The organism is Nostoc sp. (genome assembly GCF_036917355.1).
Lineage (GTDB): Bacteria > Cyanobacteriota > Cyanobacteriia > Cyanobacteriales > Nostocaceae > Nostoc.
Genome location: NZ_JBALDP010000071.1, coordinates 40361 through 60338, shown reverse-complemented (window position 1 = coordinate 60338; position 19978 = coordinate 40361). Strand labels below are relative to the sequence as shown.

The window sequence follows — 19978 nt, the reverse complement described above, 5'->3', positions numbered from 1 at the left end:
TTAAAAGAAAAGCAATGTATGCAGCAAAAAACAACATAGATATCGGATTTTATATTCGTCCAACCCGAAAATTAAATGTAGAAAATGGATTTTTATTACATCTATTAACTTGATAGATATTGAAATCAGTGCCAGAATGCAGTATGGGTCGGCGGAAATAAACAGACCATATTGGTGATTCACCGTGCTGTACTAGTTGATTGTTCACCTATTAAGGGATACTAAAAGTAGGTACATAGGCAAGAAAATATGAAATCCCTAACCTCTCGTATGCAGGCGGTACAATCGCCAATTATTCCTGTGGTTGGGGAACTGATTAAAAACTCTCCTGGAACCATCTCTCTAGGACAAGGTGTTGTTTCTTACAACCCACCACATGAAGCAATAGAATTTTTAGCCAAATTCTTAGCCGAACCCGACAATAATTTATACAAATCAGTTGAGGGAATTCCCCCTTTACTGACAGCACTTACCGGAAAATTGCAAGCCTTTAACGGGATTGAAATCAACGGGGAAAACTGCATCGTCGTGACAGCAGGGAGCAATATGGGATTTATGAATGCCATTCTTGCTATCACTAACCCAGGCGATGAAATTATTCTGAATACGCCCTACTATTTCAACCACGAAATGGCGATCGCAATGGCTGGTTGTCGTGCGGTATTAGTGGCGACGGATGAAAATTACCAACTGCGAAAAGAAGCGATCGCTCAAGCAATTACTCCTAAAACACGGGCTGTGGTGACGATTTCACCAAATAATCCCACTGGAGTTGTCTATTCTGAAGCCGCATTGCGCCAAGTAAATCAAATTTGTGCTACTCACAGTATTTACCACATCAGCGATGAAGCTTATGAATACTTTACATATAACGGTGTAAAACACGTTTCACCTGGCTCATTTAGTAATAGCAGCGAGTACACCATTTCTCTCTATAGCTTTTCCAAAGCATACGGTTTTGCGAGTTGGCGCATTGGCTACATGGTGATTCCTAAACACTTACTTGTCGCTGTTAAAAAAGTTCAAGATACAATTTTGATTTGCCCGCCAGTCATTTCTCAATATGCAGCTTTAGGGGCATTGCAGGCAAAAGAGGATTATTTGAAGAGTCATATAGGAGCGTTGGCGCAGCCCGTCGTAGGCATCGCTCAGGTACGCCAATTGGTATTAGACTCTCTTAATCGTCTACAAGGCTTATGTACCATTATCCCTGCCAATGGCGCTTTCTATTTTTTCCTCAAAGTTCATACCCAGATGGATGCTTTTGAGTTAGTCAAACAATTGATCCAGGAACATAAAGTCGCAGTTATTCCAGGTACAACCTTTGGCATAGATGATGGATGCTATCTACGCGTTGCCTATGGGGCGCTACAAAAAGAGACAGCAAAAGAAGGGATAGAAAGATTAGTACAAGGTTTGGAAACTATAGTTAGGAGTTAAAAGTCATTCAATTCCTGCCTCCTTCAAAAAGGCATTAAGCTGTGTTAGCGTACCTAGTTCGCAATCCTAAATATAAAATTCAACAGATGCCAATTATTCATAAGTTAATTGAAATTGAAACTGAGCCAAAAATTAATATTTATAATATCACCCCACAAATTCAAGATTTTATTGCCTCAACATCAATTAAAAATGGACAAGCTTTAGTATTTTCTCAACACACTACAACAGCGTTAGCTATCAACGAAAATGAAGTCAGATTATTAGAAGATATAAAAGTGTTCTTGCAAAAATTAGCACCAGAATCAGACTGCTATTTGCATAATGACTTGCATTTAAGAGATGTCCCAGAAGATGAGCCGATTAATGCTCACTCTCATTTAATGGCAATGATGCTGAACACTAGTGAGATAATTCCCATTGTGGATGGTAAATTAGCTTTGGGAACCTGGCAATCTGTGTTGTTTTTTGAGTTGGATGGCCCGCGTAAAAGAACAGTATTTGTACAAATTTCTGGTGAATAATGCAATTTCAAACCTGCAATCCTCTCAGAACAACCTAAATCTGAGAGAATTACGAACACGACTAATAAGTACATCAGTTGAACTTACCTACAGCAATTAAAAACCTGAAAGAATGTTTTCAAGCATCACCTTCCTTTCCACAAACCAGGACTTTCGTTGTGTCAAAGGCAGAGGCCATTGGTTATGAAAAATAACGATAATTTTGTATTACGTAATACTTGGTACTATGCTCTGCCTAGCGATCAAATCAAGCCAGGTATGACGATCGGGCGCATTTTCTTAGGAGAACCAGTGCTGTTAGTTCGCAGCCAGGATGGCAAAGTGTCTGCAATGACCGACATTTGTCCCCATCGTGGTGTGCCCTTGAGTTGTGGGAGATTCAATGGGCAGGAAGTTGAATGCTGTTACCACGGTTGGCGCTTTAACTCCGCTGGGCGCTGTACTGCGATACCTTCTCTTGTAGAGGAGCAGCAAATGGATTTGAGTCGCTTTGACGTACAATCTTATGCAATCCGCGAAGCCCAAGGGAATATCTGGATATATATGCCCGATCCCGATAACCCTCAACCTGCTTCTGAGATGGAAATTCCGGTAATACCAGGCTTTGGCGATCGCTCTCACCAGTTCGTAGAGGTGGTAAAATTTCCTTGTTTTATAGATCATGCAGTAGTAGGTCTGATGGACCCGGCTCATTCGCCTTATGTTCATCGCGCTTGGTGGTGGCGAAATGAGCAATTGCATGAGGAAGTAAAGCAATTTGATGCTTCGCCCTACGGCTTTACAATGCGACGACACCGATTACCTGCGAATGGGGGTAGATTATACTGGCTGATTGGCGGTGGTATCCCGGAAACAGAGATTTCTTTTCGTTTACCCGGAGTCAGAATCGAAGAAACCACTATTGGCAATCATCGAGTCGTTAATTTGACGGCAGTTACACCGATTTCAGACACAGAAACGGAGGTAACTTTTGCTCTTTACTGGACACTTCCTTGGGTGGGATTTTTCAAGCCACTGTTACACGTGCTGGCGCGGACTTTCATTGGCCAAGACCGAACGGTTGTAGAAAAACAACAGATTGGTCTGAAATATAATCCTGTGCTGCGGCTAATTAAGGACTCAGATATGCAGGCGCAGTGGTATTACCAGTTAAAGCGGGAGTATGCTCGATCTGTCGCTGAAGGACGAGAATTTGTCAATCCTGTCAAGAGTCAAATACTCCGCTGGCGTGCTTAAATTACTCCAAAGAAACTTAAATTACTCCAAAGAAAATTCTGCAAATTCTCTTTGTCCGAATAGCATATTTCGGTCTACGGCTGACAATATTTTATTATTGGCACGTTGGCTATTTAAAGAGCGAACAACTAACTGTGCCACATCTGCACGATTAATGCTACCAATAATGTGCGGATCTTCGGTTAAAATGCCATTACCCGTTGCTGGTTCTGACTTTAGTCCACCAGGACGGATGATTGTATAGGTAAGTCCACTGGCAATTAAGTGTTGTTCGGCTTTGTCTTTCTCAGCTAAAACTTTTCCCAGTACCTCTAAAACTTGGGGTGAGGCAGCAACAACACTACTGCCAGCACCTATGGAAGATACAAGAATAAACTTTTTTACCCCAGCTTTAACTGCTGCATCGATTAGATTTTTGTTACCAGGGTAATCCGGTCTTTCTACATCTGATGGTACACCGCCAATTGTACTAATAACGGTGTGAATAGGTTCATCTGTTACCATTGCGCGTTCGACATCGCCAATATTCAAGGCATCTCCCAGAACTACTTCAATACCCATTGTTTCTAGTTCACTAGCAACTGCTGCTGTTCTCAGGAGTGCTTTTACCTTTAGCTGTTGCGTTGTGAGATATTGAGCAATTTCTCGACCAACACCGCGACTTGCTCCAGCTAGAAAAATATAAGATGCACTTGTCATAAGACTTGTCATAATAAATTTAATTATTTACGCTCAAAGGATTTTATCAGAGGATTGGCAGTATTCAATAATTGCTCAAGCGACTGAGATGCTTCTGGTTGGTGGCGAACATAAGTGTCAATAAACAAACTAATGATTTCACCCATCAGCAAACGCAATTGTTCTTGAGATTGAGTAGCTTCTAAGTCGAGAGAGGATCTAACTATAGTGGAGTCTGGCTCATCAACTATCGAAAAGTGATTTGCTCCTTCTAAAATTACCAGATAGGCGTCATTTCGCCCCCCAGTAATTGCTTCTTGGAATGTACGGATGACTGGGGTGGTAGCATCTTCAGTTCCTCCCATCAGTAGAAGTGGTAGGGAATCTGGTAAAGGTAAGATGGTTCCTGGTTCATACCCGATGATTGTAAATCCTGTGCTACTTGCGCCATAAGAAAAAGATGCAGCAACTCCAGGGAAAAATTGAGGGTCAGCATTTTCGATAGATACCATACCACCCGCAGAGTGTCCACCGAGAATGAGCCGTTGTAAATCCAGCATTCCTGCTAAAATTCCCTGATTTTGTAACTGTTCGAGTTTAGCTAGGAGTGCTGGCAAAGCCGAAGCTGTGGGAGCAGTACGATAAATTGTGGGTTTCATCTTTTCCAAATCAATTCCAGGTGTGAGGCTAATTACGCCTGGTAGACTTTCGGTAATCCAATCAAACAGAACCACTACCAATCCACGTTCAGCGAGTTTAACCGCCAGCCATTGGTATTGTTGAGCATCACAGTTAAAACCGTTGAATAAAATCACTACTGGAAAAGGTGCGTTTTCTGGATTAGCTGGCTCAATTCCGGTACTTTTTTCTCGCTGATCCGGTATCTGTGCTGGATAGAGAATTTTCAGGTGAATGGTATCGTAAGGTGACTGGACACCCTCAACTTTAGCAGCTTCAAAAAAAGCACGAACTGTCATTTGTACCTTCCTGACTATGACTTCAAGAAAATCTTCCTCTCAGTTTACAACTGTTTCTTGCAAGCAAAATCTAATGATCTAAAAATAACGAAGTAACTAAATAGAAAGCAAAAGGCAGCAGTAAAGATGCGATTAATCGCGTCTGTATAAGAGTCAGGAAAATCATTTCGCTTATGTTGAATTATATTTACCTACTGGTAATTAAAAAATATTAATACAAGAATTATACTTAACCCAATTGGAGGAAGTATTTTAGTAAACGATTGTGCCAATCTAGCAAATAACTTTTCTTTGGATAAACTTATGGCTAAAAAATCTCAACCCAATGTAGAACCATACCAAGATGTCAGATTATCTGCTACCACAAGAATTTGGGTAATTACAGTAGCTATTCTAGGAGTTTGTGTCCCATTGTCAGCCGTTACTAGAAGCGGTGCTATTCTTCCTTTAGTTGCTATTGGTGGCGCAGCTGTTGGTACAGTTGCGGTTTGGCGTTCTGATGAGCAAAAATCAAAAACTAACTATTTACAACAGCAGCAAATAGAACTGCTAGAGCAGAGATTAGCGAATTTAGAAACAATTGTTAGCAGTGATGACTTGAACTTGCAAATGAAAATTAAACAGATCGAAGCAAGGGATACTTTTGGTGACTCCTCTGATGTAAGTACTACACCCAGACAACCAAAACGCAAAGGTTAAAATAAGCCAATCTTCACCATTTATTTCGATTTCAGATAATATTTCCTAGAATTATCGTTACTAGGTTAATTTTATATAGCTATTTGCTGACTTAACGTTACTGTAATCCTTGAAATCTGTCTCGAATTAAACTTTTTTTTACAATTAGAAGTGTTTCTAGGGAAACAGTATCTCTTTATCCATCTCCGTTAGAATTGACTGATATCATCTAATTCTATATACTTCAACGCATCAGTTCATGAAATGTCTAAGTGCTATCCATCTATCTCTTTCACGGAAACACCTCTCAATGGCTGTGTTTTATTAGACTGTTAATATTACTGAATTTTTAATTAACTAAGGTTATAAACTTGAGTAATTGCATTTGTATAGCTTACCGTAGGTATGCAATAGTTTGCCGCAGGAATGCAGATGGATTGGATTAGCTTACTCAAAGCTCAACAAACTGACTTTCTTCAACGTGTGAAAAAACCTAAAACTTATGACTTATCTTTGCTGGAAAGTCAAGTTAAAGGTTGTCACACTGAAGTTATAGCCTTTTGGGGCGAGCCTTTGGCTAGACTCCAAGAACTTTCTCGCCAACAAGCAGAAGTTCTCGCCAAAAATCCGCCGCCGACGCCGCCGGAATATCCTGAGCCTCCTGACTGGACGATACCTTTTCCCAAATACTTCCAACAACAAGCCCAAGATTATCTTTTACGAGAGCATATTGTTGACAGGGTGATAACTGAACGCTTGGGCAAGTTAGTAAAAAAGGTGTCGCAAGATACTTTGCAAAACATGATTTTAGATGATGAGGGAAATTTGTGTGGCGAAAGTAAATTTCCTTATACACTCAAAGATCATCCTCAGCTAAGTGTTCAAGTTTACGTTGCTGATGGAGAAAGTTTTAATGGTATTAAGAAAGACAAAATTAGGTGGTCTGTTACTCAAGAAGATTTAAAAAATCACCAAGTATTAATTTTTCTGTGTTTATTTTATCCATCTACAGGTAATTTAGGTTACGAGAAGCAAAGCATAATAGCAGGCTTTTTACCTACAAATCAACTTGAATTTAGCGAACCAAAACTGTATGTCACTCCAAGTAATTTGTTATATGCAGGGGGGTTAAGTTGGTATTTAGAATCACTGATGGGTAAAAAAGACACGTCGCCAGTAATTAGTGAGAGAGCGATCGCACATACAATACAGACTCTACCATCAGAACATTGTCTCAAGGCTATAGTCGGTGACTGGGAATGCTGGCAGACTTTGCAAGGACACACCAGAGGCATTAATTGCCTAGCTTTCAGTTCTGGATGCAACAATGGCAAAGCCTTACCCATTTTGGCAAGTGGTAGTCGTGGAGAAACTAAACTCTGGGATTTAAGCAAGGGTGAATTAATAGAGACATTATCAGAGTATCCTTGGGTGATATCTGGGCTAGTGGATGAAGTTAATTCCCTAGCTTTTAGTTCAGATGGACAGACTTTAGTCAGTTGCGGTGCAGATTCGACAATTAAGCTTTGGCACGTAGGCGCTTTAGACTTGATAGATATTTTGCACAAACATAATGGGGTAGTGCGGTGTGCTGCTTTCACCCCAGATGGCAGAATGTTAGCGACGGGTGGAGATGACAGAAAAATTCTGTTTTGGGATTTGATGCAACGTCAGGTAGCGATCGCACTTTCCTTAGATGATACAGCTGCTCATTCCCTAGTTTTAAGTCGAGACGGCGAAACTCTAGTCACAGGTAGCTATCGCAAAATCAAAGTTTGGCGCACCTCACACCAAACAGGAATCAAAAGTTTAAAAGATGCACAACCAGTGCATACCCTCATGGGTCATTCTCACATCGTTTGTTCCTTGGCAATCAGTGCAGATGGTAAACTGCTGGTGAGTGGTAGCTGGGATCAAACGATTAAAGTTTGGCAATTAGAGACTGGGGAATTACTTCATACCCTTAAAGGACATAGAGATAGGGTATATGCGATCGCTTTAAGTCCTGATGGACAAATTATCGCCAGCGGTAGTGCTGATAAAACCATCAAGTTGTGGCATTTACAAACCGGGGAATTGCTGGGTACGTTTACAGGTCATGGGAATATAGTTACAGCATTAGCCTTCACGGCTTCTGGTGAAATGTTAGTCAGCGGCAGTTTGGATAAAACAATTAAAATTTGGCAACGCAGTTAATGGTAGTTGGTAATTCACGATCGCACTTTCTACGTACATGACTCTTAAACCAGAAGCGATCGCAGTAGCGTCAATATTTCTGTATGTAGTAGTGATGCTGCAATATGATGATGGGGAATGGCGGAAGTTTACCTAACTTTAACAATTGATTCAGCCCCAAACATTGTTAATTAACATAGTACTTATATTTACCTATTAAAGTACTAGTATTTTCACTGCTTAATATGATAAGATTATACAATATCTACGCGAACATACTTTCATAGCAGATAGAAAATAAATTTTTCCTTTCTGCCCTCTAACCTCTACTGATATTGGGTAAAGTTTCTATCCGTAATGCAAAGTTGCGGATACCGTTTCTTTGTGAAGTTGTATATTTTACCCCCAGTTACTCAGTTCCTCCAAGTCATTGGGGAGACTGCATGGGGGTCTTGTTATATGTATCTTCACATAGGATTGGTATGACTCAGGAACAATACAAAACCAAAGGAGTTAAGAGAATGCGTCTAAAAAAGCTAGTCAGCTATGGAATTTTTGTGCTGATGCTCATCATCGGGTTCAGTTTCACGGGAATTGCCCGTGCTTTTGACTATCCACCCCCAACTGGGAAGGTTGCGATCGCCCAAGAGACAAGCGATCTTATGTTCAACACGTTATTCGCAGCGCTGACGCAAGAGTTCAACGAAACCACGGCGGCAAATGTGGAGCAGGGTAAGCATTCCATCTCGCTGATATTTAACGATCAGAACAAGGATATGCGGTTAGTCGGCACTGTTGGCCCACTTCGGGAAAGCGATCGTCCCAGCGACAACTTTGAGCGTCAGGCAAATGCGCTGGCAATGGCGGGACAGGCTTACGCGTCCGTCCAGCGCGTGAACAATAAATGGTACTATCGACGCTCAATCCCCCTCAGCAACTTCAGGGCAGAGTGTGCGCTTTGCCACATCAATTTCAAGCCCGGCCCCACACCAGACCAAGTGGGCGCGCTCATGCTCAGAGTGCCAATCAAGTAGTAAATGACTTCCAAAAAATAAAATAATTATTGTAGAAAGTAGGAGTCAGCTCTGCGTCGGCAGCACTGACTCCTTATTTTTTAGTAAATTTAACTATGTATGGTTGGAGTTTTTAGTCAATTGAAATCTGCTGAGGACCAGTGGCTTTGCCGTTATGCGCGTCCGTTGTGTTGCTGGTGTAACTATTTGAGCGGATTTGTTTATCCAGCCAGCTTTTAACGGGATCGTCAGCAAGATTAAGCCGAAGCACACCAGAGAAAAACCCACCCACAAATGAGACTGGATGCTGAGTAAATTCCCTGAATATAGGTGACAATTCATCAATGAACATAAAAAGACTCCTGGCACTGCCGTAAAAAATTATTACTTCTTAATTGATCGTAACGTGTTACGGCATTGGGGATTGGGCATTGATTATTCTCGTCTGCTTTACAGTTCCTAGCCCTAATCCCCAATACCCAGTCATTCTGCCTTATGAGCTTGGTTGCTGATCGGGAAACATACACTTATCAGAATCACAACCACTAGGACCAGCCTCTGTCATTTCACCTAAATCGTAGCGGCTTAGTACTGCACAGAAATCATCTGTTTTGCGCCGCGCTTTCACTTCTTGAGTTAAGCGATCGTAGGTTGATTTATTTATTGGTTCAAATGGCAAACGTGGGAATGATTGCAAATCGTCAAAACGTGCTAAGAGAGCGGCTGAAATATATCCCTCATCATTCTGAATAGTTTCGTAAATGCGCTGTCCCAAAGGCTCGATTTCATCAGAGCGCAGTTCCAAAGTTGCTGATGTGTTGTGAGTCACGTACCAACGTTGAACCTGGAGGACAAAATCAAATTGGGCTAAGACTGAAAACTTAGAAACATCAATTTCATCAGCCCCTGGTAAATCAGCCCAAGTTACAGCAACAGGGATTTCCACTAGCCATTCACTCACCCGTGGATCGAAGGGATCGTTAAGCAAATTACCTTGTTCATCTTTGTCTGATTGGGAGGGAATGACGTTGTAACCATAGTCAATACAAGCTAATGCTACTGGATCATTTTTACCGAAGGTGATTCGACGAATAAATCTTTGAGCTTTGGGAGGATGCCACCCTGAACTAGCATTAGTTAATAAAGCCTTAGTACCACTGGGTTGCACTGTGGTGCAGCGATTTGGACGCTTGAGATTGTGGCGATCGCAATAATCCCAAACTACCCGATGTACAATATCTCTCCAAGAACTGAGGTATTTCTCTTCTTCACGCTTGAAAGCTAATCCTTGTGGAGTTGCTGGTCTTCCTTCTTCCCACCAGCGCAGCCAATCAACACCAAAAGCATGGACAAAGAAATCGAATAAACCTGTAAAAGAAACTCCCACAATTGGGTCTAATTCACGGCTGTATTGATAGCGTGGTTCCAGGAATGTGTGATTTAAAAGTGTTGCTACAGATAACGCCCCAGCTGTGAAAGCTTCCTCCTGTTCTTTGTAGTTATATGGGTCAATTTGATTGAGATGAACCTCTGACAAATTGCAGTGGAAGTTACTACCGATGATTTCCAGATTTGTTACCCTAGAGGCTTTTTATCCCCTAGTTCTACTGCTTAATTATTTGCAGTAGCTCCGCGTACCTTTTGCAGATGTGATATCAGATAATAAAAATGTTTTTCACATCCGCCCCCGCACTCTTGGAGAGATTATATTCTAGACACCAATTTCGGATGTAATCTAGTTTCACTCTCTACGCTGTACGGTGTCAAAGACTTTTTAATTCCTTTGATTACCACGGGATTAGCATCTCAGCTTTCCCCGTTTTTGCGAGGTTTTTAACGTGAGGCAAAATCAATTACCACACGGATTTAGCCCATAGCGAGCTAAACGATGTTCTAACTCATTAGCATCAAGACTTGAATAACGTTCTTCTAACCACTGTTTTGCTGTTCCTTGTTCATAAGCTTGTAAAAACTCAACTTTCAGAGCTTGTGTTGGTAGCAAATCTATGTTCGATCGCGCTACAGCTTCACCAGCCCATTGAATCGCTCCCTCGCCGCTGTAATATTGTTTGCGGACAGCACCAACACATTCTTCTAAGGTTGGCTTGCGGTGAAAAACTCTGGTATGATTTGCCATCCTGAGTGCATCACGCTCTGGATCGATTCGCCAGTTGCCATTTTCATCTTGCTGCCATAAGTTATCTTTGGCATTGGCAAACAAACTATCAACGCTTGAACCTTGCCTCATACCAGCCGATCGCCTAATATTACCGGCAACAATTGTTACAGCTGCTTGATCGATTAACAGACAGCATTCAACTGAATTTAATTGTCTTCCCACAGCTTTATTCAGGATGGAAGCACAACGCTGATAAAGTCCGGGCAATTTTACAGGATTAGCAACTCCTCCAAAGCCGTTGAGAGTTTCTCCTGCTTTTCGGACATCGCTAATATCAACTAATACTTCAACTTCTGCTGAAAATTGTTCATCAGTAGAGAGTTCTAATAAGGCTTGATATGATTCAACCCAACCTTCACGGCTATCTCCAACGTGAATAGTGACGTTATTGCCTTCTATATGAGTTTCAGTATATTCACGTCGCTGTTGGACAGGAGTGCTGCCAATTTCACCTTTTACAGTGACATTCAGTTGATTACGAATTGGAGGCAACTGGTTAATAAATTGTGGTTCTAGGACGGCTCCAGTACCACAGCCCATCATTGCCAAATCCATCATTAATCCGAAGGCACTCCAGTCTTCGAGATTAGTAGAAGTGCAATTATAAGCCCCGGAAAAGTTCTTTGGCTTGGTTATCCAATCTGTACCACCAACCCATAACCAGCGTCCACTAGGCATAGCTTTCAAGTTGCGCTGCATTTTATCCAGCGTGGCAGCTTCTTCTTGAGTTAGCTTTCCCAATTCGACTAAGCCGAGTATAGTGCGATCGCATACCTCATCCCATGTTTCCCTTAGTCCCGCCTTTGTCCGGCGGCTATAGGTTCTAAAAAATACGGGATTAGCAGCCGGTGCAGTTTCTGGAAACCTTGCACTCTGGCGTGTTCTTTCGAGATTCTGGACCATATATTAAGTATCTTGCGTTCTTGTTGCGTGCGGACAGATTATGACTATACGCCAAGTAGTTTGAGTATTAAAGATTGTCAAATTGTCCACTTTACGCTAGCTCTACCCTGCACTAATTACAACAGAAATTTATGATGTATAATATCGCCTACTCTTGGGTAAGAGATAGATACTAAGTTTTAATTAATACTATCTATTTTAAGTAAATTATCTCTATCACCCCATCTTCAGGCTGATTATCACTACTCAACGCTCCGTTATCGCTAACTGTACTCATGACTCTTCATTAGTTTCCCCTAACTAGCAGTGATAGTTAAATAAGTTGCGGCTGTAAGTCAAATCCAAACAATTAATTCCAATCTCTTGGGAACTATAAATTTAGTTACAGGAAATTGATTATGAATGATGAATGGGAACCTCTAAATCCTGATGATGATGTTGTGCATTTTTATCAAGAAGCATTTGAAAATTTACCCCGCACTCAAATAGTGTTTCATTTATTCAAGGAAATCAAAAAAATTTGGGCAGAACACTGTACATCGTCAGGATCGAGAGTATTTGGAGAAGGATTTGAATGTTGTGTTTTAATACCCGGTCAACAATGGCGAACAGGTAAAATTAGAGTACGCCTAGAATTCTGCCCTGATGAAACTGAAATCGAAGATAATCGATTAGACATCAAACACGAAAACTCTCCCCTTGACGACCTTCGACAGCAACTAAAGGAAGGTAAAAACTAATACCCAAGTTGATATACACAGATATAATAGAAAATTATCTGTGTCTGTGTGCGCTGAAAAAAATAAAATGGTATGGACTCCCCTACATGCAAAAATTCATCGCACCATCCGATCGCGCCACTTATTTGAGCGCAACCAAAGGTTATTAATCGCTGTTTCCGGGGGACAAGATTCTCTGTGTTTAATAAAATTACTTTTAGATTTACAATCCAAATGGGGATGGCATTTAAGTATCGCTCACTGCGATCATGGCTGGCGTTCTGACTCCGAAGCTAATGCTAACCACGTCGAAAATTTAGCTAAAACTTGGGGTATATCCTTTTATTTAGAAACAGCAAACAAACCGATAAATAGTGAAGCTGCTGCACGCGATTGGCGCTATCAAGTTTTAAGTGCGCTCGCTCAGGCCAATAATTATCAATATATAGTTACAGGACACACCGCCAGCGATCGCGCCGAAACTCTCCTCTACAATTTAATTCGCGGTACTGGTGCTGATGGTTTACAAGCCCTGACTTGGCAACGCCCCATAACTACAGGCATTGTCTTAGTACGTCCACTTTTAGAAATTACTCGAATACAAACCGAGCAATTTTGTCAAGAATTTAAATTACCAATTTGGGAAGATTCCACCAATCAAGATTTGCAATATGCCCGCAACCGCATCCGCCAAGAATTATTACCATATTTGCGAGATAATTTCAACCCAAAAGTAGAATCAGCCCTAGCCCAAACAGCAGAACTTCTCCAAGCCGAAGTGGAATATTTGGAAAAAGCTGCCCAGCAGTTGCGAGATGAGGCATTGGACGTGGGGCATAGAGCATGGGGCATGGGGCATGAAAAAGATTCTCTTACTTCTCTTGTTCCCTTGAGGTTAAATCGTCGGGTATTGCAGAAAGCACCACTGGCGTTGCAACGTCGGGTGATGCGTCAGGTATTGCAGCAAATACTGACTGATGCCCCCAGTTTTGAACATATCGAAAAATTAACGGCTTTAATTATAGCGCCCAACCGATCGCAAACCGATCCATTTCCTGGTGGTGCGATCGCTCAAGTAGAAGGCGACTGGATCTGCTTGAAATAGTTTTGAGTATAGCCTTTATATAAAAAGCAGGAAAAATTTGTTGTGTCAAAGTTTAAAGTGCTTTATTTACTACAAGCGTTTTGAATGGTAGTGCAGCTCACTCCTATTTCGTGCCTGGGAGCGCAATTGAATCAAAACCAATGATTTTCTTGAAAATTTTTGATATTTTTCCTTGAGTTTTGGGCTTATTAAATACATAAAGGGAAGTACCCCTGGTATGCCAATAAATTTGGCTTTACATAACACAGTTAACTACAAAGTCTACCTTTAAAGTATGCAGGGCCAAAACAAGATAAAGTCGATAAAGCTTTAGAAGAAATTTTAACACCAGCGCTTAAACTTTTTATTGAGCGCAAAATGAAGGAGCAATACGGCAACAATTGGTTGCAGAATGCAAGGTTGGGTTTACAGGAATACCACATTGAAGGAAATGATCTCAACTGGAACGATCCTCAAGTGGTACTCAAACTAATTTCGGACAATTGGAACCATGTTTTTCGTGTGCGTCAAAAGTTCGATCGTATTGAGAAGAGTCTAATGAGTGAATTGTGAGAAGTACGCAATAAAGCAGAAGTCTTGAATGTTAAGAATAATCCGATAAAAATAGCCCAAAACATGGGTATTTTGAGCGAAGGCTTAAAATATATTAGTTTGATTGTGATTGTAAATTCATTTCCCAAAATTGTCAAAGATATACTGAAAAAGCTGCCAAAAAATGATTATCCAGTATTGAACAGTCGTCTATTTTTTGAGTGCTGGCTATCCTATTCCCTGGATAACAGTTTAACAAGTATGCGAAATTTACTTCAAAGATTAAATAACACAGGATTTTTGTTGTAGATATTTCTACTTTTTCAAAAGCAAGTTCTCATCGCGTGCAAAAACCCTTTCAAGAAATATATCAGAAATTGAATGAGCTAGTACAGCATAAAACTCATAAAAAATTACATGATAAATATGCTATTTGTCCCATCGATTCAACAATTATTAGTCTGACAAGTAAATTGTTATGGGTACTAGGTCATCGTTCATGTTGTATCCTAATTCTACTACCAAGCTATAATACAAGGCGGTTTAGTGAGCGATATACTACCGCAGACCAAATGCTACTAGATCCAAATTTGAAGCACTTAATGAATATTTAGTGAATAAAAAACGGTAGAGAAATAAATACTCTACCGTTTTCTAATTTTCTATTTGAGACTTAAATCCCAAACTCTAAAGCTTACTCAACACCTTGGGGTAACAATTCCCGACGCTGTTGAGAACTAACTTGGACAACGCCATTTTCATCCACATCAACAAGGGCTGTATCGCCATCCTTGATGCGACCAGACAGAATTTCTTCTGCTAGACTATCTTCTAACAGGCGCATAATTGCCCGACGTAATGGCCTTGCGCCGTAGCTGGGACTGTAACCTTCTTGAATCAAACGATCCTTGAAGCGGTCTGTGACTTCTAAGGTGATACCCTTTTCTGTCAGGCGACCAAATACTTCCTTGAGCATAATTTCGGCGATTTGGGTCACTTCCGGCTTGCTCAACTGACGGAAGACGATAATTTCATCGAGTCGGTTGAGGAACTCTGGACGGAAGTACTGCTTGAGTTCTTCGTTCACCAAAGAGCGAATCCGGTTGTAAGTTGACTCGCTGGCATCTTCGGAGAATTCAAAGCCGATACCGCTACCGCCTTTTTCAATTACCTTAGAACCAATATTGGAAGTTAAAATCAGCAAGGTGTTCTTGAAGTCCACCGTGCGACCTTTGGCATCAGTTAACCGACCGTCTTCCAAAATTTGCAGCAGCATGTTGAATACATCGGGGTGGGCTTTTTCGATTTCATCGAACAACACCACGGTGTAAGGACGCCGCCGCACGGCTTCGGTCAGCTGACCACCTTCGTTATAGCCAACATAACCTGGAGGGGAACCAATCAGCTTGCTGACGGTGTGACGCTCCATGTATTCGGACATATCTAAGCGGATCATTGCTTCTTCGGAACCGAAGAAGTAAGCAGCTAAAGATTTCGCCAACTCGGTTTTACCTACACCAGTAGGCCCAGAGAAGACAAAGCTAGCTATGGGTCGATTGGGATTCTTCAAACCGACACGAGCGCGACGAATTGCCCGTGAAACAGCTCTTACAGCTTCATCCTGACCTATTAAACGCTGATGCAAGGTGTCTTCCATGTGCAGCAGCTTTTCAGATTCAGATTCGGTGAGTTTGTTCACCGGTACCCCAGTCCAAGAAGCGACAATGTGGGCAATGTCTTCTTCTGTAACTACAGGTTCTTCACCTTCTGTGCCAGTTGCATTGGTCTTGCTTTGAGCGATCGCCCGGATTTCGGCTTTGATTTCCATTTCCCGATCGCGCAGTTCTCCAGCTTTGTCAAAGTCTTGAGAGCGCACCGCGTCATCTTTTTCTTTTAGTATCTGACGCAGTTCTTTGTCTAACTCTTTGGCTGCGGGTGGCAGTTGGGAGTTAATTAAGCGCACCCTAGAACCAGCTTCATCAACTAAGTCGATGGCTTTATCTGGGAGGTAGCGATCGCTAATGTAACGGTCTGACAATTTCGCCGCCGCTACCAATGCTTCGTCGGAGATTTTCAGTTTGTGGTGTTGCTCGTAGCGTTCGCGCAAACCATATAAAATTTCGATTGTTTCATCAACTGTAGGTTCGCCAACCATTACTGGCTGGAAACGTCGCTCTAGCGCTGCATCTCGCTCGATGTGCTTCCGGTATTCATCTAGGGTTGTAGCACCGATGCACTGCAACTCACCCCTAGCCAAAGCTGGCTTGAGGATATTCGCTGCGTCAATAGCACCTTCTGCTGCACCCGCACCAATTAAGGTGTGTACCTCATCAATCACGAGAATGACATTACCCGCCGAGCGGATTTCATCCATGATTTTTTTCAAGCGTTCTTCAAATTCACCCCGGTACTTGGTTCCTGCTACGAGCAAACCAATATCCAAGGTGACGACGCGTTTATCTTCGAGGATGTCAGGGACATCTTTGGTGGCAATGCGTGAAGCTAAACCTTCAGCGATCGCAGTTTTACCAACCCCTGGTTCCCCAATTAGCACTGGGTTATTTTTTGTTCGGCGACCCAATATCTGAATCACCCGCTCAATTTCTTTAGCTCGTCCCACCACTGGATCGAGCTTATTATCTATTGCCATCTGGGTCAGGTTTGAGCCAAATTCATCCAGAGTCGGGGTTTTTGTACGCCCGGATGAACCGCCTGGTGAAACTTCGGCAGTTTCTCCCAACATGCGGATGACTTGGGTTCTTACCTTAGATAGATCCACACCGAGGTTTTCTAGCACCCTGGCTGCGACGCCTTCCCCTTCGCGGATTAGGCCCAACAGCAGATGCTCGGTGCCAATGTAGTTATGCCCCAGTTGGCGTGCTTCCTCCAAGGAGAGTTCTAAAACTCGCTTTGCCCGTGGCGTAAACGGAATTTCCACAGCAACAAAGCCCGATCCCCGTCCTATAATTTTTTCAACTTCAATTCGGGCATCTTTGAGATTGACGCCCATTGATTTCAGCACCTTGGCAGCCACTCCAGTGCCTTCGCCAATCAGACCCAGGAGGATCTGCTCGGTTCCGACAAAGTTGTGACCTAAACGGCGGGCCTCTTCTTGGGCCAGCATGATTACCTTAATGGCTTTTTCTGTGAAGCGCTCAAACATGGCTTTATCCCATCATCTGCGGTCGTGCCGGTATGCTGATTTTAGCACAGGCAAAGCTTTTGGATGCCTGTATAACAGATTATAGACATCTTAAAGCTATGACTTTAGTTGATGGGCTAATTGTTAACTATTGACTACTCTTATCTGGCTAGTGTACTGAGGAGCTTTAGTTCACCAGCCTTTTTGGGATTTATTACAAACGGTTTACTGCTTAGATTAAGGGTTTCTTGACTTAATCCCAAATATTTATATTTAACATATTTTTTTTTTAATATCAAGCAAATATAATTAATATAAATTTTGTTTATAGTATTTGCTTTTTAGATAAAATATTTAAATAAAGATAGGCGCGGCAAAGTTACATTTTTTTGCTGAAGCTATCGCAAGCCCAATAATTCAAAATTACTCATACCCAACTAAATAGGTAGGTGCAAATAAAGCCAACTACATAACAAAATGTAAGACATTTAAAACCCGTGTGATTGCTTCACTTTGCTTTGCTGTTTTTGCAATGACATAGTTATAAATTTTCTCGCCTACCTACTTACTTGAAAAGCAAGTGCCAAGAGGATTTTTCGAGGCGATCGCTGACAATGGAATACCATTGGTCTAAAGTTGCTTGAAATTTGCGGTGTTGTAAATCTGGGAGCCAAAGGATTAAAGCATCCTCATCGTTATCTTGGTAGTAGCGCCGCCGCCGCCCAGCTGTTTTGAAGCCAAATTTTTGATATAAAGATATTGCCGCCAAGTTGGAAGCTCGGACTTCGAGGGTAGCTCGCTCCATTTTGCGATCGCAAGCTGTCTTAATGAGTGAATATAATAAAGCCGCACCCATTCCTTGACGGTGATATTGAGGATGAACCGCCAAAATTGTAATGTGCGCCTCATCTAAAATTGACCAAAAGCACCCCATTCCTAGCAAACTTGTGCTGGAGGAGGGAGAAAATAAACCGAGTATATCGCTGTTGGGACTATCCAATTCTCGCTTGTAGCCCTCCAGAGTCCAAAGTCCGCCAAAACAAGCTCGATCGAGTTCCAGAATAGCACTGAGATTTTCTAGTGTCAGTAATTTAATTTCTAAGTCTAATGAGATCACATTTATTGAATAACGTTACAAACCCTTTGTACACTGGGAATCGGGAGACAAACTCAAAGCCCGCAATTTGAATAAGGAAAACTTTTATAGTTATGGTATCGACTCACCCTACTGGGGTTCAACATTCTGGAAGTCAATATTTACCTCAAAGGCGTGACACCAAGGCAAATCCATCGCCTAATCAAGAACTTTTACCCTTGACTGCCAGAGTTCATAATCACGATCTCCTGGAAATTGGTGGGTGTGATGTCACAATCCTAGTTGAGCAGTTTGGTTCACCTTTATATATTTTAGATGAAGAAACCTTGCGTTCGGCTTGTCAACAATACCGAGATGCTTTCCAGCAATACTACAAGGGTGAATCTCAAGTATTGTACGCCTCAAAAGCTTGGAATTGTTTAGCTGTTTGTGCGATCGCCGCATCAGAAGGACTGGGTATCGATGTTGTTTCTGGCGGCGAACTTTACACCGCCTTGCAAGCGGGTGTTAGTCCCGATAAAATTTATCTTCACGGAAATAATAAATCTCGTGAAGAATTAATTTTAGCGATCGAGTCTGGTGTTACCGTTGTGGCGGATAACTGGTATGAGTTGCGTACCCTTGTGGAAATAGCCCAACCCTCTCTTCCAATCCGCATCATGCTACGGTTAACTCCCGGTATCGAGTGTCACACCCACGAATATATTCGCACGGGACACTTAGATAGCAAATTTGGCTTTGATCCCAACGATTTAGATGAGGTGTTTGCTTTTGTCAGTCAACAACCTATCCTTAATTGTGTAGGGGTACACGCTCATATTGGTTCCCAAATTTTTGAGCGCCAACCGCATCAAGATTTGGCTGCTGTCATGGTGCAGTGGCTACGGGATGCCAGGAAGTATGGTTTAAATATTACAGAGTTAAATGTTGGTGGCGGTTTAGGGATTAAGTATATAGAATCAGACGATCCCCCTAGTATTGAAGAGTGGGTGAAGGCGATTTGTGAAGTAATCCAAGAAGCATGTGCAGCCGAAAATCTGCCTTTGCCGAAATTACTGAGTGAACCAGGGCGATCGCTAATTGCTACAGCTTGCGTTACTGCTTATACTGTTGGTTCATCCAAAGTTATCCCAGAAATTCGTACCTACGTAGCAATTGATGGCGGAATGTCTGACAATCCTCGCCCGATTACTTACCAATCAGTTTATCGGGCAGTCGTTGCCAATAAAATGTCTTTTCCCCTAACCCAAACAGTCACAATTGCTGGTAAACATTGTGAATCAGGAGATATTCTGATTAAAAATGCTCTACTCCCAAAGACTGAACCAGGGGATATTCTCGTAGTTATGGGAACTGGTGCGTACAATTACAGTATGGCATCTAACTACAACCGCTTGCCTCGACCGGCAGCAGTCGTAGTGGCGAATGGCGAAGCAAATTTAATTTTGCAACGTGAAACTTATGAAGATTTAATTCGACAAGATCGCCTACCAGAAAGACTAAAGAAATAGTCATTTGTCCTTGGTCATTAGTCATTGGTCATTTGCAAATGACAAAGGACAAATGACAAATGACCAACTGT

Annotated in this window: 15 protein-coding genes and 3 pseudogenes; 11 read left to right on the top strand and 7 right to left on the bottom strand. The window is 41.9% G+C overall.

From position 1 onward, the window contains the following. The first annotated feature begins 249 nt into the window (after positions 1–249). The 3 genes from V7K53_RS23365 to V7K53_RS23355 all read left to right on the top strand — a co-directional run bounded on the left by V7K53_RS23365 (position 250) and on the right by V7K53_RS23355 (position 3200). Positions 250–1440, top strand: a complete 1191-nt coding sequence (locus V7K53_RS23365) for a pyridoxal phosphate-dependent aminotransferase (protein ID WP_335199927.1) — start codon at positions 250–252, stop codon at positions 1438–1440. 86 nt (positions 1441–1526) lie between these two features. Beyond that, positions 1527–1964 carry a secondary thiamine-phosphate synthase enzyme YjbQ gene (locus V7K53_RS23360; RefSeq protein ID WP_335199961.1) on the top strand — a complete coding sequence of 146 codons (438 nt, stop codon included), beginning with the start codon at positions 1527–1529 and terminating at the stop codon, positions 1962–1964. Between the two features lie 183 nt (positions 1965–2147). After that, a complete protein-coding gene (locus V7K53_RS23355; protein ID WP_335199926.1) occupies positions 2148–3200 on the top strand; it encodes an aromatic ring-hydroxylating dioxygenase subunit alpha in 1053 nt (350 codons plus the stop codon). A 21-nt stretch (positions 3201–3221) separates the two neighbouring features. On the opposite strand, the gene V7K53_RS23350 is transcribed toward V7K53_RS23355, so the two are convergent. After that, positions 3222–3899, bottom strand: a complete 678-nt coding sequence (locus V7K53_RS23350) for an SDR family oxidoreductase (protein WP_335199960.1) — start codon at positions 3897–3899, stop codon at positions 3222–3224. Positions 3900–3922: 23 nt separating this feature from the next. After that, positions 3923–4855: an alpha/beta hydrolase family protein gene (locus tag V7K53_RS23345; RefSeq protein WP_335199925.1), complete on the bottom strand. Its 933-nt coding sequence runs from the start codon at positions 4853–4855 to the stop codon at positions 3923–3925. Between the two features lie 303 nt (positions 4856–5158). On the opposite strand from V7K53_RS23345, the gene V7K53_RS23340 reads away from it, so the two are divergent. The 3 genes from V7K53_RS23340 (at position 5159) to V7K53_RS23330 (ending at position 8742) form a co-directional block, all read left to right on the top strand. After that, positions 5159–5554 (top strand): hypothetical protein, encoded by a 396-nt coding sequence (locus V7K53_RS23340; protein WP_335181559.1) that lies wholly within the window; start codon positions 5159–5161, stop codon positions 5552–5554. A 405-nt stretch (positions 5555–5959) separates the two neighbouring features. Then, positions 5960–7729, top strand: a complete 1770-nt coding sequence (locus V7K53_RS23335) for a WD40 repeat domain-containing protein (RefSeq protein ID WP_335199924.1) — start codon at positions 5960–5962, stop codon at positions 7727–7729. A 461-nt stretch (positions 7730–8190) separates the two neighbouring features. Beyond that, a complete protein-coding gene (locus V7K53_RS23330; protein ID WP_335199923.1) occupies positions 8191–8742 on the top strand; it encodes a hypothetical protein in 552 nt (183 codons plus the stop codon). Positions 8743–8854: 112 nt separating this feature from the next. Here V7K53_RS23330 and V7K53_RS23325 read toward each other — a convergent pair whose 3' ends face one another. The 3 genes and pseudogenes from V7K53_RS23325 to nrdJ (V7K53_RS23315) all read right to left on the bottom strand — a co-directional run. After that, on the bottom strand, positions 8855–9073 hold the full coding sequence (locus V7K53_RS23325) for a hypothetical protein (protein ID WP_335199921.1): 219 nt from the start codon (positions 9071–9073) through the stop codon (positions 8855–8857). A gap of 141 nt (positions 9074–9214) precedes the next feature. After that, a pseudogene (gene nrdJ / locus V7K53_RS23320) lies at positions 9215–10288 on the bottom strand (ribonucleoside-triphosphate reductase, adenosylcobalamin-dependent); the annotation flags it as partial. 288 nt (positions 10289–10576) lie between these two features. Further along, positions 10577–11803 (bottom strand): annotated as a pseudogene (nrdJ, locus tag V7K53_RS23315) (ribonucleoside-triphosphate reductase, adenosylcobalamin-dependent); the annotation flags it as partial. A 398-nt stretch (positions 11804–12201) separates the two neighbouring features. On the opposite strand from nrdJ (V7K53_RS23315), the gene V7K53_RS23310 reads away from it, so the two are divergent. The 4 genes and pseudogenes from V7K53_RS23310 to V7K53_RS23295 form a co-directional block, all read left to right on the top strand. Then, positions 12202–12543 (top strand): KGK domain-containing protein, encoded by a 342-nt coding sequence (locus V7K53_RS23310; protein WP_335199920.1) that lies wholly within the window; start codon positions 12202–12204, stop codon positions 12541–12543. Between the two features lie 67 nt (positions 12544–12610). Then, on the top strand, positions 12611–13627 hold the full coding sequence (gene tilS / locus V7K53_RS23305) for a tRNA lysidine(34) synthetase TilS (protein WP_335199919.1): 1017 nt from the start codon (positions 12611–12613) through the stop codon (positions 13625–13627). Positions 13628–13945: 318 nt separating this feature from the next. After that, on the top strand, positions 13946–14179 hold the full coding sequence (locus V7K53_RS23300) for a Swt1 family HEPN domain-containing protein (protein WP_335199959.1): 234 nt from the start codon (positions 13946–13948) through the stop codon (positions 14177–14179). 105 nt (positions 14180–14284) lie between these two features. Then, a pseudogene (locus V7K53_RS23295) lies at positions 14285–14652 on the top strand (IS4 family transposase); the annotation flags it as partial. A gap of 200 nt (positions 14653–14852) precedes the next feature. Here the strand turns inward: V7K53_RS23295 and V7K53_RS23290 are convergent. Beyond that, positions 14853–17321 (bottom strand): ATP-dependent Clp protease ATP-binding subunit, encoded by a 2469-nt coding sequence (locus V7K53_RS23290; protein WP_012412218.1) that lies wholly within the window; start codon positions 17319–17321, stop codon positions 14853–14855. 544 nt (positions 17322–17865) lie between these two features. Next, positions 17866–18417 (bottom strand): ribosomal protein S18-alanine N-acetyltransferase, encoded by a 552-nt coding sequence (gene rimI / locus V7K53_RS23285; protein WP_335199918.1) that lies wholly within the window; start codon positions 18415–18417, stop codon positions 17866–17868. A gap of 92 nt (positions 18418–18509) precedes the next feature. Between rimI and lysA the strand changes: the two genes are divergently transcribed. Beyond that, the gene (gene lysA, locus V7K53_RS23280) at positions 18510–19907 is read left to right on the top strand and encodes a diaminopimelate decarboxylase (protein ID WP_335199917.1); all 1398 of its coding nucleotides are present in this window, start codon (positions 18510–18512) and stop codon (positions 19905–19907) included. The last annotated feature ends 71 nt before the right edge of the window (positions 19908–19978 follow it).

Bases quoted from the DNA above. Each gene is read 5' to 3' on its own strand.
- V7K53_RS23365 (WP_335199927.1), top strand. From the start codon at position 250: ATGAAATCCCTAACCTCTCGTATGCAGGCGGTACAATCGCCAATTATT.
- V7K53_RS23360 (WP_335199961.1), top strand. From the start codon at position 1,527: ATGCCAATTATTCATAAGTTAATTGAAATTGAAACTGAGCCAAAAATT.
- V7K53_RS23355 (WP_335199926.1), top strand. From the start codon at position 2,148: ATGAAAAATAACGATAATTTTGTATTACGTAATACTTGGTACTATGCT.
- V7K53_RS23350 (WP_335199960.1), bottom strand. From the start codon at position 3,899: ATGACAAGTGCATCTTATATTTTTCTAGCTGGAGCAAGTCGCGGTGTT.
- V7K53_RS23345 (WP_335199925.1), bottom strand. From the start codon at position 4,855: ATGACAGTTCGTGCTTTTTTTGAAGCTGCTAAAGTTGAGGGTGTCCAG.
- V7K53_RS23340 (WP_335181559.1), top strand. From the start codon at position 5,159: ATGGCTAAAAAATCTCAACCCAATGTAGAACCATACCAAGATGTCAGA.
- V7K53_RS23335 (WP_335199924.1), top strand. From the start codon at position 5,960: ATGCAGATGGATTGGATTAGCTTACTCAAAGCTCAACAAACTGACTTT.
- V7K53_RS23330 (WP_335199923.1), top strand. From the start codon at position 8,191: ATGACTCAGGAACAATACAAAACCAAAGGAGTTAAGAGAATGCGTCTA.
- V7K53_RS23325 (WP_335199921.1), bottom strand. From the start codon at position 9,073: ATGTTCATTGATGAATTGTCACCTATATTCAGGGAATTTACTCAGCAT.
- V7K53_RS23310 (WP_335199920.1), top strand. From the start codon at position 12,202: ATGAATGATGAATGGGAACCTCTAAATCCTGATGATGATGTTGTGCAT.
- tilS (WP_335199919.1), top strand. From the start codon at position 12,611: ATGGTATGGACTCCCCTACATGCAAAAATTCATCGCACCATCCGATCG.
- V7K53_RS23290 (WP_012412218.1), bottom strand. From the start codon at position 17,321: ATGTTTGAGCGCTTCACAGAAAAAGCCATTAAGGTAATCATGCTGGCC.
- lysA (WP_335199917.1), top strand. From the start codon at position 18,510: ATGGTATCGACTCACCCTACTGGGGTTCAACATTCTGGAAGTCAATAT.